Source organism: Thermococcus radiotolerans, from assembly GCF_002214565.1.
In the GTDB taxonomy this organism is placed as follows: Archaea; Methanobacteriota_B; Thermococci; order Thermococcales; family Thermococcaceae; genus Thermococcus; species Thermococcus radiotolerans.
In genome coordinates this window covers 1535517-1550961 of record NZ_CP015106.1, presented here as the reverse complement: position 1 = coordinate 1550961, position 15445 = coordinate 1535517, and the positions used below count along the sequence as shown (strand labels likewise).

Genomic DNA, 15445 nt, shown 5'->3' with positions numbered 1-15445 from the left:
ATCACCTCAGTTAACCTCCACGGCTATTCCATTCACCTCGAACTTCCGATTTATGTTCGCAATGAACTCCTCGGGGTCGATTATTATCTTGACCGGCCGGTCTTCGAGGCGGAGTGAAACCTCCGCGGTCCTGTTAACCCACACCCGGGTATCGAGAGAGTCCCCGTTCTCCATGACAATCCTAATCGGAACCGGCATCGCGAAGTTGCTGGCGTCAACTATGGTGAAGGTCAGGTTGTAACCGTCCCCTGCCTGTGAGAGGCTCAGGTTTGTGATGTTGTAGTCCGGGAAGAGCGTGGAGTTGAACCACTCATCGAAGAACCAGCCGAGATCTTCGCCAGAAACGTTCTCGAATATCTCTTCAAACGATGTGACGTTACACTGGGCGGCGTGGCATTCCTCAAAGAGCTGTCTAAGGCCTTCCGAGAACTTTTCATCGCCCAGGATGAACTTGAGGGAGCGGATCACGAAGGCACCCTTCCAGTAGAGGATGACGAATGAGCCGGGATACTTCCTCGGGTCATTCACCACATCGTAGAAGGGCGCACTACCCCCGTATTCCAGCGTCGTGTACTCGTTTTGGTTCAGCCATGAGACGTAGTCCTCGGGGTTCCACCTTCCGTACGCCTCCATCTGCATAAAAGTTGCCAGCGGTTCGTTGAAGTGGCCGAAGGACGCGTAATAGCCGGCCCACTCGTGGGCGAGTTCGTGGAAAATTAGAGAGGCATAGTTTACCGCGGAGTCTTTCATGTCAACGAGGCATTCCACGAGTATAACGTGCCCCACGTCCATCCCCAGAGGCTTTCTCCTGAAGCGTTTGTACATCATCCTCTGCAAACCGGGGAAAAAGACGGCATCGAATCTCTCAAGGGGAAGAACTCCCGTCAGGTTGCTGTACAGCCCCATGGCGAATGTGAACTCCTTCTTAACCAAATCAAAACCCTCATCGCTGTATATTCCCCTAGTGAAATAGACGGTGAAGTTTACCCCGTTCCAGTGAAAGCTCTTCCACTCCATGTCTGGAATGTAGAGCGTGAATCCCTCATAGGGCTTAAGGGAACCGCTGTAAACGACCTTCATGCCCGAACGGACTATGCCCCACTCTGACAGCACAAAAACCGTGTTCTCTGGGAACGTTGGGATTACCGTTATGGTCGCGTTCTTCGAGGCGAACTCCCACCAAGAGAAGTCGGTTCCAATGAGAACGTTCTTCCTCCACATCTCACGCAGGTAGTCCTCGTTCTCAAGGTAGCGGAACTCGTAGTGGGCAACTCCATGGAGCTCGCTGAGGTTCGTCGAGACGTTCACCTCGTAAATCTTAAAGCCAACGCCATCTTCATTGACCCACCTGTAAGCATTCATCCTTGAGAAATCCAAAGGAACGCCTTCGATGGTGACGTTGAGGGTTATTGGGTCCTTCGGGGTGACGAAGACAGCAAGATAAAGCGGTCCCGACGTGAAATTCGTGAGGACGAAGTCGTATCTGCCCCTGAAGACGCCATCCGTATAGTTCACGCTGATGTTTCCATACTGGGAGTAGGACACAACCGAATGCCGTTTATTGGACAATTCAATCCTGTTCTCCTGGAGAAGTTCAATCAGGTCTTCAAGACTCATGTTTACGTTGGCCGGTTCTTCGGGATAGATGAACCTCAGAGGAGGAGCCTTGTACTGGGGGCCAGAGGATTGGACGGACGAGACTGTACTCGAGGCCGATCCGGTTGGGGTAGTGCCGGTAGTTGCCTCCCCTCCAAGGCAGCCGCTCACGAGAACCACGAGGATTATCAAGACGGCGAGAAGGGTCTTTCTCACCTTTAACCCACCAGTAAAAGTTAACATCCGGAGGTATAAAAAAGTTTCGAGAAAATGGATTAAAAATCCAGTTCAGCCCTTCAGCGGCTCGGGAATGCTCTTCTCCCACTGCTCCCTCGCCAGCTCACCGGTGTACTTGAACTTCTCGACCTTCTTCTCGGCCTCTTTACGCTTCTTCTGGTGCTCCTTTAGGAAGGCCTGAACGCGCTCGATCAGCTCGCGCTTGCACTGGCCGCAGAGGAGCTCACCGCTCTTGCATGCGTGGTAGCGTTCCATGAGCTTCTTGTCGTCGGGCTCGAAGAATATCTCGAACCACTTGAAGACGACGCACTTCTCCGGTTCGCCACCCTTCTCACGCTGCTCCTTCGCGGTGGCCCTCCCACCGGTGAGGGCGTACTTCCATATCTTCTTGCCGGCCTCCTCCGGGTCGTCGGTGAGGTAGACTGCAGTCTCTGGCTTTGAGGCGCTCATCTTGCCCTCGAGGCCCATCAAACCGGGCACGAACTTGGAGTGAATCGCCGCCGTCTTGTAATAACCAAGGCTCTCGGCGAAGTCCCTCTGGAGCCTCCAGTATGGGTCCTGATCAATTGCCGCCGGGATTAAACAGCGCTTCCTCTCGAAGAATGTCGGGGCTGCCTGAATCGCCGGGTAGAAAATCATTCCGATCTTGCTCTGCTCGGTGAAGCCGAAGACCGCTTTGGCCATCGAGTAGTTTATCTTCTTCGCTATCGGTATCGCCATCTCGTAAATCTTTGTGAACTCGCTGTCCTGGAAGATGAAGGTCTTGTCCGGGTCGAAGCCGACCGCTATGATGTCGAGGATGTTGTCGTAGGCCCATCTCTTCGTGTCGTCGAAGGTGAGCCTCTCCTTGAAGAGGAACTTCTCGTCGTCGGTTATCTGGACGTAGAGGTTGACGCCGAACTTCTCCTGGAGCCACTTGGTGGCGAAGAACGGAATGATGTGGCCTATGTGCATCGGGCCGCTCGGACCCCTCCCCGTGTAGAGGAAGAAGCCCTTACCGTTCTCATAATCCTCCAGAACCTTGTCGTAGTCCCTGTGGGAGAAGAAGAACCTCCTCCTGAAGTAGATGGGCAGTTCACTCGTGGTCAGCCTGGCAGTTTTCTCAAGCAGTTCATCCGTCAGCGGGCTTGTTCCGAATTCTTCTATCAGCTTCGCGTAGTCTACCATTCCCTCAACGTCCCATGGGGTGACCTTAAACGCGTCGTCCATTCAAAACACCTCCATTTCCAGTGGAAACGAAACCCAAGGCTAAGCCGGGGCAGAAGAGCAAGGCTTCACCAAGGCCAAAAGCAATCACCGGGCATGGGAAGAGAAAGGGAAGAAGGGGATTTAAAGTTTTTGGATGGTTTCAAATCACCGCCTTTTCCAGAGAACCCATCCAACGCCGATGCCTATTGCAAGCCCTATGAGAAGGGAAAGGCCAAGCCAAACACCCCAGTACCTCAGTTCCTCCCTTCCGGTCGGCGGATCGTAAAGGGTGCCCGCGAAGAACACACTCCTGACGTCATCCAGTTTCCGAACGTGTATTCCATCAAAGACCGCCCATCTTCTCTTGAAATCCGGAATTTGAGATTGAACAATCTCTGAGCAGTCAAAGGTATCAACCAGTAAATGGCGGCCTTTGTAAGGAACGCGCGGATCATCGGAGATGAACTGTACGATAACACCGCCGTAGTCGCTCCAGTTGCAGCGCTGGAACGTGAGGTTCATGCCGTCGGAGTCATCGTTGCTTCCGAGAAAACTCAGGACGGCATCTTCTCTGAAGGAAGCCCGAATGACAAAGGATGAGAACTTCACAGGCTCGATCTTCAGCTCGTAGCCGTCGGGGGTTTCCAGTACAACGAAATTCGTTGGCTCCTTCGAGCGGTACAGGAAGGCTTTAAGTCCCTCCACGCGAACTGAGGCGTTTTCACCCACAATGAATTTCAAGGAAACGTTAAACTCATTCCCCTTGAAGAAACGAAGGTAGGACGGGTCAACTGGAAGAATATCGGTCAGTTCACCCCACACACTCCTGAAGTCGCACGAGGCCGTGTAGCCCTCGGAAGTGCGGTACAGAATCGCCGGTGATGTGTAGTTCCCCGCCGCTTGGCTCACGATGCAGTCAACCCAGTAGATCCTCCCTGAGGACGAAAGGTTCATGGTAAGGCCTATGAGCTGGCTCTGGTTCCTGGGAAGGATTCGTACCTCAAAAATACGGATGTGCTTGTCCTCCACCCATGCAGTTCCTCCCGGGAGTGTAACAGCGGAAACGTTCTCCACGATGAAGCTGGTGGAGTACTTGAAGCTTTCTCCCCCGTAGTACAGCCCGGCACTGACCAAGGGGATCAGAGGCAACGGCACGAGTACCAAAGGGAGTAGTCTCATCGAACCGCCCATAGTAACTCGAAGGAAGGGGTTAATTAACCTTTCGAATGTTAAGGTCAAAGGATTCCATCACGAGAATTGTAGTCAGAGATAGCGAAAACGGGAGAAAAGGCTAAGAAGAATCAGAGCTTCCCGTTCTCCCTCAGCCACTCGCCGTACTTGACGAGGGCATAGACCGCATCGACGCCGTCCTCGACGGTCTCGTAGACGGGAACGCCCTTGAGCTCAATGTTCCTGGCCATCTTGTGCGGGTAGTCTCCACCTGGGGCCACGAAGACTATCGGCTTGCCGTACTCCTGCATCCTGGCCATCGCCTCGACGATTCCCTCATCGAGGGCCGGGCTCTGGAAGAGCGCTATGACGACGAGGACGTCAACGTTTTCATCCTCCAGCGCGTAGCGCATCGCTATCTCATAGCGGCTCGACGGGGCGTCGCCGATGATGTCGATGGGGTTCTTGTAGCTCATGTGCTCCGGAAGCTCACCCCTCTCTATGGCCTCCCTGAACTTCCGGTTGGTCTCATCGCTCAGCTCGGCGAGCTTCATTCCCTTCTCGAGCAGGCCGTCGCTCATCATGACTCCTGCACCGCCGCCGTTGGTGACTATCGCGACCCTGTTGCCCTTCGCCGGCTTCTGCATGGCGAGAACCTTCGCGTAGTTGAAGAGCTGGCGCATGCTCTTGGCGCTCAGGACGCCGGTCTGCTCAAAGGCGGCCTCGTATATCTTGAAGGAACCCGCGAGTGAACCGGTGTGGCTTGCGGCAGCCTTGGCGCCGGCCTCCGTCCTTCCCGCCTTGAGGATGATTATGGGCTTCTTGAGCGTGACCTCCTTGGCAACGTTGAAGAACTTCCTTCCGTCCTTGACGCCCTCGATGTAGCCGGTGATGACGCCGGTCTTCTCATCCTCGCCGAGATAGGCTATGAAGTCGCTCTCGTCCAGGTCTGCCATGTTGCCGAGGCTGATGAACTTGCTCATGCCTATCTTGTGGCTGGCGGCCCAGTCGAGGATTGCAGCGCCGAAGGCACCGCTCTGGCTCATGAAGGCGACCTTCCCGAAGGGCGGCCTGGCCTGCCTCTCCGGCGGGTTAAAGTTGCAGTCGAAGCCGTTCTCGAGATTCGTAACGCCGAGGCAGTTCGGACCAACGACGCGGATTCCCCACTTTCTGGCGCGCCTGACGAGCTCCTCCTCGAGTTCGACCCTTCCGGCCTCTTTAAAGCCCGCCGAGATGACGACGGCGCTCTTAACCCCCTTCTCGCCGCACTCATCTATGACATCAGGAACGAACCTGGCCGGAACCGCTATGACCGCGACGTCAACCTCGTCCGGTATCTCCTTAATGCTCCTGTAAACCGGGAACTTCTTCCCGTTGACCTCGACCTCACCGCCCTTGACGTTGACGGCGTAGACCTTTCCGCTGAAGTTGAGCGTTATCGAGCGCATTATCGAGTTCCCTATCTTTCCGGGGACGTTTGACGCCCCGATGACAGCGACACTCCTTGGGTAAAACAGGAAATCGAGCCTTGGAGCCTCCATCTTGTCCACCTCCGAAGGTTTTTCGGGAGCCCATATTTAAGCCTTCCTCCACAGATGGGTACATCCGGGTGCTGGATATTTTGTCCAGCTACGGCCCTAATGAACCATGACCTTTACGTATATAAAGGTAGCGGGAAGCAAAAGGGTTATATGCCATAACGTTAAAAGAGGCATTAGAACGTTTAAATTGGGTGGTGGAAATGGCGAAGGTTAAGGTCATAACAGACCCGGAAGTTATAAAGCTGATGCTTGAGGACACGAGGAGGAAGATACTCGGGCTGCTCCGCAACAAGGAGATGACCATCTCCCAGCTGAGCGAGATACTGGGGAAGACGCCCCAGACGATATACCACCACATCGAGAAGCTCAAGGAGGCCGGCCTGGTCGAGGTCAAGAGGACGGAGATGAAGGGCAACCTTGTGGAGAAGTACTATGGAAGAACGGCCGATGCGTTCTACATCAACATGTACCTCGGAGACGAGGAGCTCCGCTACTTCGCCCGCTCAAGGCTCAAGATAAAGCTGGAGATATTCAAGGCCCTTGGCTACGAGTTCGACGGTGAGGAGCTGCTCGACGTCATGGACAGCCTCCTGGCAAAGGAGCACGAGTACAAGACGGAGATATCGAAGGAGATAGAGGCCAACGAAGAGGCCCTCAAGGACTTCTCCAACGAGGACATCATCCACGCCATCGAGTGGCTGGCCATGGCCAGGATGGGTCGGGACGAGGAGACCCTAGAGCTCCTCAAGAAGCTGGGAGAAATACTTAAAAAATGACGCCGAAAGGAGAAGCGATGGGATATGGCGAAGGGTATACGACTTCTAGTGCTGGACGTGCTTAAGCCGCACCAGCCCATGGTGACGGAGCTGGCGCTCGGACTAAGCGAGCTCGAGGGCGTTGACGGCGTCAACATAACCCTCGTCGAGATAGACAAGGAAACCGAGAACGTTAAGATAACGATGGTCGGCGACAACCTCGACTACGACGAGATAGTCAGGACCATCGAGGAGTTCGGCGGCGTGGTGCACAGCATAGACATGGTGGCTGCCGGCAAGAAGATCGTCGAAGAGGGAGAGACTCCCCAGGACAAGCTGGAGGAGTATTGAGTGAAGGAAGTCCTCATAATAACCGAGCCGGAAAGGGTAAGGGTGCTCTCCGATGAAACCCGCTTTAAAATTCTTCAACTGCTTAGAGAGCACCCCATGACCATCAACGAGCTCAGCGACGCCATAGGGAAGGACAGGACAACGATATACCGGCACATAAAGATTCTGGAGAACGCCGGCCTCGTGGAAGAGCTTGAGGTCCATGGGAACGAGCGGGTTTACGCGAGGAGCGCCAGGCTGTTCCTCATAAAGGCGGACCCAGACGAGAGCATCGAGGAGTTCAGGCAGGCCTACCTCCAGGTGGAAGCCGAAAAGCTGGTCGATGTTCTGGAAAAGGCTGGATTCAAAATAGGGGACCGGGAGAAGCTCAAGAAGCTTGCCAAGGATGTTCTAAACGAGATAGAACTAAATTCCCAGCCGGTGATTAAGAGGATATCCCAGGCGGGCATCGACCTGACAGAGATAGAACTCTTCCACCTCCTCAACATGCTGGTTTTCCTCCAGAGCTGTGAGCTCTGTGAAAAGGCAGAGAAGGTAAAGGAGCTGGTTGAGTTCTAAGTTCTTCTGGCATCTTTAAGTCTCAACACCGTAACTTTGTTTCGAAAGTTTGTTACGGATTTTTATTACACAAGTTAAATATACCATGCTGGTCAATAAAAGTGTGTAAATACAAAAGGCGGATCTATAACATATAGCCTATGGAGGAATATCCTATGAGGAGATTTCCACTCGTGGTGGTTATTGTAGCGGTGTTGGCCATCAGTATTCTTGGAGGAGCAGGAACGTTCTCAGTTTTTAGTGACACAGAAACCAGCTCAGGAAACGTTATCGCGGCCGGAACTCTTGATTTGAAAGTATGGAATGGAACTCACTGGGTAGACGATCCCAATGTGATACATTTTGAAGTATCGAACATGGCACCCGGAGATAAAGTAACGTGGAAATTCAAACTAAAAAACAGCGGTACTTTGCCTGGAAATCTTTCGTTCAAGTTTCTGAACATAGTTAGCCACGAAAACGGTCTCCTCGAACCCGAGATTGAGAACGGAGATGTAGAAGGTGAGCAGGTAACGGAAAGGTATACGCATTACAAGCATTCCTCAGACTATGGGGATGGAGAATTATGGGATCAACTATCGATTTCTGTCTATGTTGATGAGAACGACGATGGAGAGCATCAATGGTACGAGCGGACAATCCTTTCTAAGCAATTCACGGATTACAGCTCTACCTACTCAATCCCCAACAACACCTACATCCCCACAGGGATTGTGCTTGGACCTGGAGAGAATGTAACTCTACTTATGGAGATTACATTTAAGGGAAGTGGCTTCATTTTAGGATGGGATGAAAACTGGACTTCATATGGCATAAATATCAACAACGTTGCCATGAGTGACAGCGTTGAGTTTGATCTTGAATTCAAGCTTACCCAAACAGACTGAATTTTTGTTTTTTGCTTACCATTCAATATTACCTCTAACATCAGCAGTGATGTAGTTTCATCGGTGGTTTTAAGTTGAACACAGGTTTCGTTCTTGCTAGCATCAATTCAAGAAACAGAAATAAAAAGGAAGGCCTTCAAAAGGCGGCCTATCATCGTACCACCTCAGAACTCCATCACCCACTTAACAGCATGTGGAACTTTCTTCGCAACCTCCAACGCCGTGAAGTTCTCGCCGAGTTCCTCCTTCACCATATCGCCGGCGAGGCCGTTGAGGAAGGCACCAACTGAAGCGGCCCTGAGCGGTTCGTTGCCGAGCGCAAGCAGGGCGCCAACGAGGCCTGCCAGGACATCGCCGGTTCCACCGGTGGTCATGCCCCGGTTCCCCGTTCTGTTGTATTTCCAGGTCCTTCCGTCGCTGATGATGTCGTAGGCACCTTTGAGAAGGATAACGCCGCCGACCTCGCCGGCCTTTTCCGTCACCACCTTGGCCTTCTCCATGAGCGAACCCTCGGGCTTCACGTCAAAGAGAATCCCGAACTCGCCCGCGTGCGGAGTTAAGACGAAGGTCTTCCCATCGAGAACGCTCAAATCTTCTGCCACCGCCTTTAGGCCGTCGGCGTCCATGACCATCGGCTTTTCGCAGCGTTTTATGAATTCCCTCACGAACTCCTTCGTCTCCTCGGCGAGGCCGATTCCGGGGCCGATAACGACGGCGTCGGCCTTTTCAGCCATGCTCAGGAGTTCATGGACGTGATCCGGCGAGAAGTTCCTCCCTTCAATAGGTCTGAGGATTAAATCGGGGTCACTTATTCTCTCCGCTGGTTCAGAGGGCATTGCCAGATAAACCAAATCGACGAGGTAGCTTGCGGCCTTGGAAGCGAGATATGGGGCGCCGTAGTAGTCCTCACTGCCGCCGATGACGAGCAACTTACCGTTCTGACCCTTGTGCTCGCCCTTCTTCCTGAGCGCGAACTTGGCATCACCGGGCCCGACGAGGTGGTAGAGCTCCTTCGGATAGCCGATTTTGGCGATTATCCTTTCAAAGCCCTTGTACTCCTCCTTGTCCCACTGGAAGGTCACCGCGAAGTCGGCCTTAACGCGAACGGCACTGGGGTAGCCGCTCGGCAGATCGACGCTGACTATCTTCGCCCTTCCCGCGTATTCGTTAATCTTATCTATCGCGGAGCGTATCGGCTCCCTTGGTTCGCCCTTTGTGCCTGCCCCAAGAAGGGCGTCAACGATGACGTCGTAACCGCTCAGGTCGAGCTCTTTTATGTAGGCCGAGTCCTTCAGAACCTTGATTTTCACGAAGTCGAGACCCTTTAGAATTTCCCAGTTGTGCCTGGCTTCCTCGCTCCTAATCTTTGCCTCGTCCCCCACGAGGAAGAGCGTGACCTCGTTCTCGAAGCTGAGATGTCTTGCAACGACGAAGCCGTCGCCGCCGTTGTTGCCAGTTCCGGAGAAGACGGCTATCTTGAGGCCCTTCCCAAACTTTTCCTCAATCGTTCTGGCAACTCCAGCGCCGGCATTTTCCATGAGCTGGTAAGGCGTAATCCCAAGCCACTTGGCGTTTATGTCCCAGATGTAAACGTCTTCAATGCGCATGAGCACCACCGGAGAAATTTCAGACTCAAAGGTTAAGGGGTTTTCCATGAGCGATACGAGGTCAGGACGAGGAGCAGGCCGAGGGGAGCCGTGATGTACCACATCAGGACAAATATGAGAATCCCGCTTGCCCCACTCTCAATCGCCACGTAGGAGGACTCAATGACGACGGCGGGGAACTCAAAGACGACGGCTATGATGAAATACGCCAGAAGTAGCCTGACTGGAAACTTCCCCCTCTTGAGAACCACCGTAAGATAAACCTCAGCGATGCCCATGAGGAGCGGGTAACCCAAGGCGACGAATCTGGGAAGATGCAGCAAGAGGGGAGCGTTGTAGAAAAGCACTATGCCGATGATGGGATCGAGGAGCGTGACGAAGCGAAAACCGAGCCGGAAGAGTATAAGGAAAGGCAGCCAAGGGGAAAGGGAAGGATTGTTCCCTCCACTCATACTATTCTCACGTTCCATAGACGATGCACCCGCTATTTCCTATCAGATTTTTCCGTTCTGTTGGACGAGAGATACCAGAGGCCGGAAAAGAAAACAACGGAAACGACGAAGATCATAACGAGCATGTCAATACTGCTTATGTCCGACGTTCTTGGCCAAGGACTCGGAGAACATAGATCAGTTGATGCACAGATCAGTTTTCTGATGGCATAGTATAGAACCAAAAAACCAGCCAAGAATAGCGTGACAAATCCAAGAGCGAGTCTCCTGATGAGTTCCTCAATCTTTTCGCACGACATCGCACGTCCCAGCAAAGTTTCAACTTGCAGGGTTATATATTTTTCCACCACATAACGTTTAAAGTGCTAGTGCAAGCCGAGGGTTTCAACTGCGGTTCTGTAATCCCTCCCGGAGTACAGCACGAGATAGACCTTCTCCACGCCCTTAGCTTCCTTTGAGAACTCCTCGACCGTCTCCTTGAACGTCCTAACAACTTCCTCGAGGGGACAGCCGTAGATGCCGGCGCTTATGGCCGGAAACGCTATCGTTTTGATGCCGAGCTCGTCGGCCTTTCTCAGCGCACCGAGAATTGCCTTTCTGAGCTTTTCTTTCTTATCATCGTCCCAGACGCCACCGCAGTAGGGCCCGACCGTGTGGATGACGTACCTGATTCCGTACTCCTCAAGCCTCATCGCAGGAGTCACAACTACCTCCCCGTGCTCGATGGAGCTTTTTCCGAGCTGCTCCCTCATGGCTTCCTTACTTATCCTGATGTACTCGCGGGCGTTCCCAGCGGCCGCTTTAGCTATGGCGTAGGCGACGCCCCCGCCGTGTTCCAGATAGCGGTTGGCGGCGTTGACTATAGCCTCAGCCGGGAAGTGGGTTATGTCCCCACGGGCAATCTCGAAGGAGACCATCGGACTCACCGTTCCAAGGATTACTCGGGAGGAATTTAACCCTTGCGCGAGCAATTACTAAGCAAGCTTTTCACAACATACAACTTAAAACAGTAACAGTTAAATACGAGTGAAGCCTATGAACTGTGGTGGTGGAATGAGGGCGTTCGAGGCGCTGGGGGAAACCATTGCATCCATCTCCGAGGACGGGAAGATATGGAGGTATCCTGTTACGGCGTCAGGGATAGCTGGTGTGCTCTTGGCCATCTCAGGATTCAACACTGATATGAGGCCTGTGGATTACAGTCCCAATCTAAACCTTGGCATTGCGGCTCTCCTCGTCCTCATTGCCCTGCTCATCAGGCTCACCGTAATATACTATCCCACCAAGGCCTTCTACTACCACAAAAAGGACATACCCTTCGAGGAGTTGGCTCTCATTAAGGAGTCCATAACCGGGGGAATACTGGCCCTCTTGGTGGGCATCGTTTACGGAATCGTCATCCTCATAGTCGGCGGTCTCATGCTCTTCCCCGCGATACTGGCGTACTACGCGCTCTCCGGAACAACGAGGTACGTGATAGCGGGACTGCTTGGACTGCCCCCGGCGATCTTCCTGATGGGGATAATCACCATGATGATTCCAGCGTACATATGGACCAAGGATTTCGGGGAGGGACTGGGAATAATCGGAACCGCCCTGGACAACGCCAAGGAGGTCTTCGTCTTCGGGGCCATGATGGGAGCTGTTATCGTTGGCATCGGGGCCGCGGCCGGAGGGCTTGTTTTCATGACCTCCCTCGTTGCCAGGGGCTTTACTGGGGCCCTGCTGGCGGGCCTGATCGACGGCCTCATAACGGGCCTGTCGAACGTAATCTCAGGTGTCGCTGGGGCAGCCATGTACAGAAAGCTCAGGGTGTGGGTGGAAAAGGAAAGGCCCGTTGAGGTAAACCCAGACTGGCTGGCCAGCCTCTGAGCTAAGCCAGCTTCTCTATCGTTTTTTCGGCCTCGTCAAGGATTTTCTCCTCGTCGAGCGTGAGGACCTCGCGGTCGAGCATGAGGATTTTTCCGTCCACTATCGTTGTCTCGACGTCGTTTCCGCTGGCCGAGTAGACGAGGTGGCTGACCACGTTGTTCACGGGGCGGAGGTGGGGCTGGTTAAAGTCGATGATTGCTACATCCGCCAGGTAGCCCTCCTTTATGACGCCGGCGTTGAGGCGCAGGGCTTTGGCACCGTTTACTGTGGCCATCCTGAAGACCGTCTTGGCGTCCGCCACCGTCGGGTCGAGGTTGTGAACCTTGTGAATGAGAGCGGCAAGCTTCATCTCGTCGAGCATATCGAGGTTGTTGTTGCTGGCGGCACCATCGGTACCGAGGCCGACGTTTACGCCCGCGTTTAGGAGCCTCTGGAGGGGCATCACCCCGCTCGCGAGCTTCATGTTGCTGGCCGGGTTGTGGGCGACGGTGACGCCGTGCCTCGCGAGAATCTGTATGTCCCTGCTGTCGAGCCAGACGCCATGGGCTATGATTACATCACTCCCGAAGAAGCCGATTTCATCAAGTAGAACTACAGGGCTCTTTCCGTAGCGCTCGGTTATCTGGCCTATCTCCGCCATCGTCTCGCTCACGTGAATGGTGATAAGCTTTCCGTGCTCGTTCGCCAGCTTCCTGACCTCCTTGAGCAGGGCTATCGAGCAGGTGTAGGGGGCATGAGGGCCAAAGACGAAGTGAACCCTGTCGGAGCCGAGCTTCTCTATGAACTCCATCGTGCGAAGGGCCTCTTTTATCTCCTTCTCGGTCTTCTCGGGGTCCCCGAGGTCTATCATCCCATAGGAGAGGTAGCCCCTGAGGCCGGATTCCTCCACGACTTCGGCAACGGCATCCATGAAGAAATACATGTCGAGAAAAGCCGTCGTTCCGGTCTTTATCATCTCCAGCGCGCCGAGGTAGGCTCCAACCTTGGTGTATTCCCTCGTGAGCTTTGCCTCACGCGGCCATATGTGGTTCTGGAGCCAGTCCATGAGGGGCAGATCGTCGGCGAGACCGCGGAAGAGGCCCATCGGGGAGTGGGTGTGCAGGTTCACGAAGCCTGGAGAAACCACCTTTCCCTTGGCATCGATGACGGTGTCTGCGGCTTCAGTTACCTCCTTGGCAACCTTGACGATGCGGTTTCCTTCTATGAGAAGGTCGGCCTCAACGACCTCAAAGTTCTCGCCGTAGATAACGCGCCCGTTTTTGATGAGAATGCTCATGAGCATCACCTTTTAAGAAGGTGTGTTTCCCCTGGAAGTTAAAAAGGTGTCGGAGAAAAGGAATCAGACGAACATGCTCTTCAGCACGTCGGCGCAGCCGCACTTCCTCTCCTCAGGAATGAGCGGGATGGCCTTCTTGAGCAGTTCCTGGACCTTGTAGTTGTTCTCGGCCATGACCTTGAGGACCTCTTGAGCATCTACCGGCTTGTCGGCCCAGACGTCGTAGTCCGTAACCGTCGCGATGTTCGCGTAGCACATACCCAGCTCCCTGGCGAGGTTTATCTCCGGGACGAGCGTCATTCCGATTATGTGGGCGTACTGCCTGAACATGAAGCTCTCTGCCCTCGTGGAAAAGCGCGGCCCCTCGATGCAGACGTAGGTGCCCTTCTCGTGGACAGGGAAGCCGAGATCCTTGGCGGTCTCGTAGAATATCTTCCTCATCTCAGGGCAGAAGGGGTCGGCCATGGAAACGTGGGCAACCCTGGGCCCGTTGTAGAAGGTGTAGTCCCTCTTCTTCGTGAAGTCTATGAACTGGTCGGTTACCACTATGTCACCGGGCTTGTACTCCTCGCGGAGCGAGCCAACGGCGGTAACGCCTATTACGCGCTCAACGCCGAGCTCATGGAGAGCCCAGATGTTCGCCCTGTATGGCACTTCATGCGGCGGGAACTCGTGGTTCTTGCCGTGGCGGGGTATGAAGGCAACCTCAACGCCCTCGATTTCGCCGATTTCCACTGGAGCCGAAGGCCTGCCGTAGGGGGTGTGGACCTTGACTGTCTCTTTCGGCTCGAAGACGCCGTAAACGCCCGAACCACCAATGATACCAATCTTCACCATAGACATCACCCTGTAAAAATAAAGCCCGAGTTATTTAAGGGTTGCTTTTCCAGTGGAAATGAAACTCGGAATAAAGCTTAAGGCGATGAAGACCAAGGGGCATACGGGGATTTGAAATGCCGGCCGGTCTCGGCAGATGGCTCGTATCCTGGACGTTCGCGGGCATCATCGGCTGGTTCGTGGGGACTTTCCTCATGTTCCATCTTCTGGGTTCGGGAGTTAGACCCTCAGCCGGCTGGTTTGTGACGTTTATGGTAGGTTGGATAATCGGAGGCTTCATCTGGTACGAGTGGAAGATAAAGGCGGAACTGAAGGGGAGCACCGTCCGGTAGAGGGCAAAAATTTAATAACCTTTTGGAATTAAATCCTTTCGTGGGGGTGAGAGCATGGACAACGGGGGACCGGTGAAAATAGTGCTCCCGGAGATAAAGAACCCCATCCTGATAGAGGGCTACCCCGGGATAGGCCTGGTCGGCCACATAGCGGCGAACTTCCTAGCGAAGGAGCTTGGAATGGAGATGATAGGCTACGTGGAGAGCCCGTTCATCCCGCCCATGGCGCTGATACTCGACGGAAAGCCCAACCCTCCTCTCAGGTTCTACGGGAAGGACAACATAATACTCGCCGTGGCGGACATCTACGTCCCGCCCACCCTGGTGAGCGAGATAGCCCGGGAGCTCGTGAGGTACCTCAAGGACATGAGGGCCGACAAGATCGTATCCCTCGGAGGCATAGGCATAGGCCTCTTCAAGGAGAAGATGGACGTCTGGGGAGTTGGGGCCAAGGAAGAGCTGAACAGGGAGCTCGAGAATCTGGGAGTAAAAATCCTCCAGTACGGTTCGATAATGGGAATGAGTGGAAAGCTCCTTTGGGAGGCAAGCAAGGAAAAACTCGACGCCTACGTGCTGTTGGGAGAGACCTTCGGGGACAGACCCGACCCGAGGGCAGCTGCGAACGTCATAGAGGTTCTGAAGAAGCTGACGCCGATAGAGGTCTCAACGGAGCCCCTGCTCAAGGAGGCGGAGATGATAGAGGCCCAGCTGAGGAAGATGCACGAGCAGATGGAGCAGGCCAGGAGAAAGGCCGAGAAGCAGTACGAGAGCATCTACCTGTGAGGT

16 protein-coding genes are annotated in these 15445 nt (G+C 54.0%); 7 read left to right on the top strand and 9 right to left on the bottom strand.

The features are described 5' to 3' along the window. Window positions 1–6: 6 nt before the first annotated feature. From A3L10_RS08650 to A3L10_RS08635, 4 genes are all read right to left on the bottom strand, one after another. Window positions 7–1812: a M1 family aminopeptidase gene (locus A3L10_RS08650; protein ID WP_088867230.1), complete on the bottom strand. Its 1806-nt coding sequence runs from the start codon at window positions 1810–1812 to the stop codon at window positions 7–9. Window positions 1813–1884: 72 nt separating this feature from the next. Then, window positions 1885–3042 carry a tryptophan--tRNA ligase gene (locus tag A3L10_RS08645; protein ID WP_088867229.1) on the bottom strand — a complete coding sequence of 386 codons (1158 nt, stop codon included), beginning with the start codon at window positions 3040–3042 and terminating at the stop codon, window positions 1885–1887. A gap of 144 nt (window positions 3043–3186) precedes the next feature. Then, complete coding sequence (locus tag A3L10_RS08640) at window positions 3187–4200, bottom strand: hypothetical protein (protein WP_157726921.1); 1014 nt, start codon at window positions 4198–4200, stop codon at window positions 3187–3189. Window positions 4201–4322: 122 nt separating this feature from the next. Further along, entirely contained in the window at window positions 4323–5732 is a 1410-nt protein-coding gene (locus tag A3L10_RS08635; protein ID WP_088867227.1) for an acetate--CoA ligase family protein, read from the bottom strand. A 200-nt stretch (window positions 5733–5932) separates the two neighbouring features. Here A3L10_RS08635 and A3L10_RS08630 point away from each other — a divergent pair, with 200 nt between their 5' ends. From A3L10_RS08630 to A3L10_RS08615, 4 genes are all read left to right on the top strand, one after another. After that, window positions 5933–6508, top strand: coding sequence for a winged helix-turn-helix domain-containing protein (locus A3L10_RS08630; RefSeq protein ID WP_088181321.1), 576 nt, complete (start codon window positions 5933–5935; stop codon window positions 6506–6508). A gap of 24 nt (window positions 6509–6532) precedes the next feature. Further along, window positions 6533–6838: a DUF211 domain-containing protein gene (locus A3L10_RS08625; protein ID WP_014788876.1), complete on the top strand. Its 306-nt coding sequence runs from the start codon at window positions 6533–6535 to the stop codon at window positions 6836–6838. After that, entirely contained in the window at window positions 6839–7396 is a 558-nt protein-coding gene (locus A3L10_RS08620) for an ArsR/SmtB family transcription factor (RefSeq protein ID WP_088867226.1), read from the top strand. A gap of 155 nt (window positions 7397–7551) precedes the next feature. Continuing rightward, window positions 7552–8283 (top strand): TasA family protein, encoded by a 732-nt coding sequence (locus tag A3L10_RS08615; protein ID WP_157726919.1) that lies wholly within the window; start codon window positions 7552–7554, stop codon window positions 8281–8283. A 164-nt stretch (window positions 8284–8447) separates the two neighbouring features. Here A3L10_RS08615 and A3L10_RS08610 read toward each other — a convergent pair whose 3' ends face one another. The 3 genes from A3L10_RS08610 to A3L10_RS08600 form a co-directional block, all read right to left on the bottom strand. After that, on the bottom strand, window positions 8448–9890 hold the full coding sequence (locus A3L10_RS08610) for an NAD(P)H-hydrate dehydratase (protein ID WP_088867224.1): 1443 nt from the start codon (window positions 9888–9890) through the stop codon (window positions 8448–8450). Between the two features lie 32 nt (window positions 9891–9922). After that, window positions 9923–10360: a hypothetical protein gene (locus A3L10_RS08605; RefSeq protein WP_157726917.1), complete on the bottom strand. Its 438-nt coding sequence runs from the start codon at window positions 10358–10360 to the stop codon at window positions 9923–9925. A 347-nt stretch (window positions 10361–10707) separates the two neighbouring features. Then, a complete protein-coding gene (locus A3L10_RS08600) occupies window positions 10708–11259 on the bottom strand; it encodes a [protein ADP-ribosylglutamate] hydrolase (protein WP_088867222.1) in 552 nt (183 codons plus the stop codon). Window positions 11260–11395: 136 nt separating this feature from the next. On the opposite strand from A3L10_RS08600, the gene A3L10_RS08595 reads away from it, so the two are divergent. Next, window positions 11396–12214: a hypothetical protein gene (locus A3L10_RS08595; protein WP_232460968.1), complete on the top strand. Its 819-nt coding sequence runs from the start codon at window positions 11396–11398 to the stop codon at window positions 12212–12214. Window position 12215: 1 nt separating this feature from the next. Here the strand turns inward: A3L10_RS08595 and A3L10_RS08590 are convergent, their stop codons facing one another. Next, window positions 12216–13490, bottom strand: a complete 1275-nt coding sequence (locus tag A3L10_RS08590) for an amidohydrolase family protein (RefSeq protein ID WP_088867220.1) — start codon at window positions 13488–13490, stop codon at window positions 12216–12218. A gap of 63 nt (window positions 13491–13553) precedes the next feature. Next, window positions 13554–14327: an S-methyl-5'-thioadenosine phosphorylase gene (locus A3L10_RS08585; protein WP_088867219.1), complete on the bottom strand. Its 774-nt coding sequence runs from the start codon at window positions 14325–14327 to the stop codon at window positions 13554–13556. Window positions 14328–14443: 116 nt separating this feature from the next. On the opposite strand from A3L10_RS08585, the gene A3L10_RS08580 reads away from it, so the two are divergent. Continuing rightward, complete coding sequence (locus A3L10_RS08580; RefSeq protein ID WP_088867218.1) at window positions 14444–14659, top strand: hypothetical protein; 216 nt, start codon at window positions 14444–14446, stop codon at window positions 14657–14659. 54 nt (window positions 14660–14713) lie between these two features. Continuing rightward, window positions 14714–15442 (top strand): proteasome assembly chaperone family protein, encoded by a 729-nt coding sequence (locus tag A3L10_RS08575; RefSeq protein ID WP_088867217.1) that lies wholly within the window; start codon window positions 14714–14716, stop codon window positions 15440–15442. Window positions 15443–15445: the final 3 nt, after the last annotated feature.

What these genes read in the sequence shown, in the direction of transcription:
- A3L10_RS08645 (WP_088867229.1), bottom strand. Translation starts at nt 3,042, where the DNA reads ATGGACGACGCGTTTAAGGTCACCCCATGGGACGTTGAGGGAATGGTA.
- A3L10_RS08640 (WP_157726921.1), bottom strand. Translation starts at nt 4,200, where the DNA reads ATGAGACTACTCCCTTTGGTACTCGTGCCGTTGCCTCTGATCCCCTTG.
- A3L10_RS08635 (WP_088867227.1), bottom strand. Translation starts at nt 5,732, where the DNA reads ATGGAGGCTCCAAGGCTCGATTTCCTGTTTTACCCAAGGAGTGTCGCT.
- A3L10_RS08630 (WP_088181321.1), top strand. Translation starts at nt 5,933, where the DNA reads ATGGCGAAGGTTAAGGTCATAACAGACCCGGAAGTTATAAAGCTGATG.
- A3L10_RS08625 (WP_014788876.1), top strand. Translation starts at nt 6,533, where the DNA reads ATGGCGAAGGGTATACGACTTCTAGTGCTGGACGTGCTTAAGCCGCAC.
- A3L10_RS08615 (WP_157726919.1), top strand. Translation starts at nt 7,552, where the DNA reads ATGAGGAGATTTCCACTCGTGGTGGTTATTGTAGCGGTGTTGGCCATC.
- A3L10_RS08610 (WP_088867224.1), bottom strand. Translation starts at nt 9,890, where the DNA reads ATGCGCATTGAAGACGTTTACATCTGGGACATAAACGCCAAGTGGCTT.
- A3L10_RS08605 (WP_157726917.1), bottom strand. Translation starts at nt 10,360, where the DNA reads ATGGAACGTGAGAATAGTATGAGTGGAGGGAACAATCCTTCCCTTTCC.
- A3L10_RS08600 (WP_088867222.1), bottom strand. Translation starts at nt 11,259, where the DNA reads ATGGTCTCCTTCGAGATTGCCCGTGGGGACATAACCCACTTCCCGGCT.
- A3L10_RS08595 (WP_232460968.1), top strand. Translation starts at nt 11,396, where the DNA reads ATGAGGGCGTTCGAGGCGCTGGGGGAAACCATTGCATCCATCTCCGAG.
- A3L10_RS08590 (WP_088867220.1), bottom strand. Translation starts at nt 13,490, where the DNA reads ATGAGCATTCTCATCAAAAACGGGCGCGTTATCTACGGCGAGAACTTT.
- A3L10_RS08585 (WP_088867219.1), bottom strand. Translation starts at nt 14,327, where the DNA reads ATGGTGAAGATTGGTATCATTGGTGGTTCGGGCGTTTACGGCGTCTTC.
- A3L10_RS08580 (WP_088867218.1), top strand. Translation starts at nt 14,444, where the DNA reads ATGCCGGCCGGTCTCGGCAGATGGCTCGTATCCTGGACGTTCGCGGGC.
- A3L10_RS08575 (WP_088867217.1), top strand. Translation starts at nt 14,714, where the DNA reads ATGGACAACGGGGGACCGGTGAAAATAGTGCTCCCGGAGATAAAGAAC.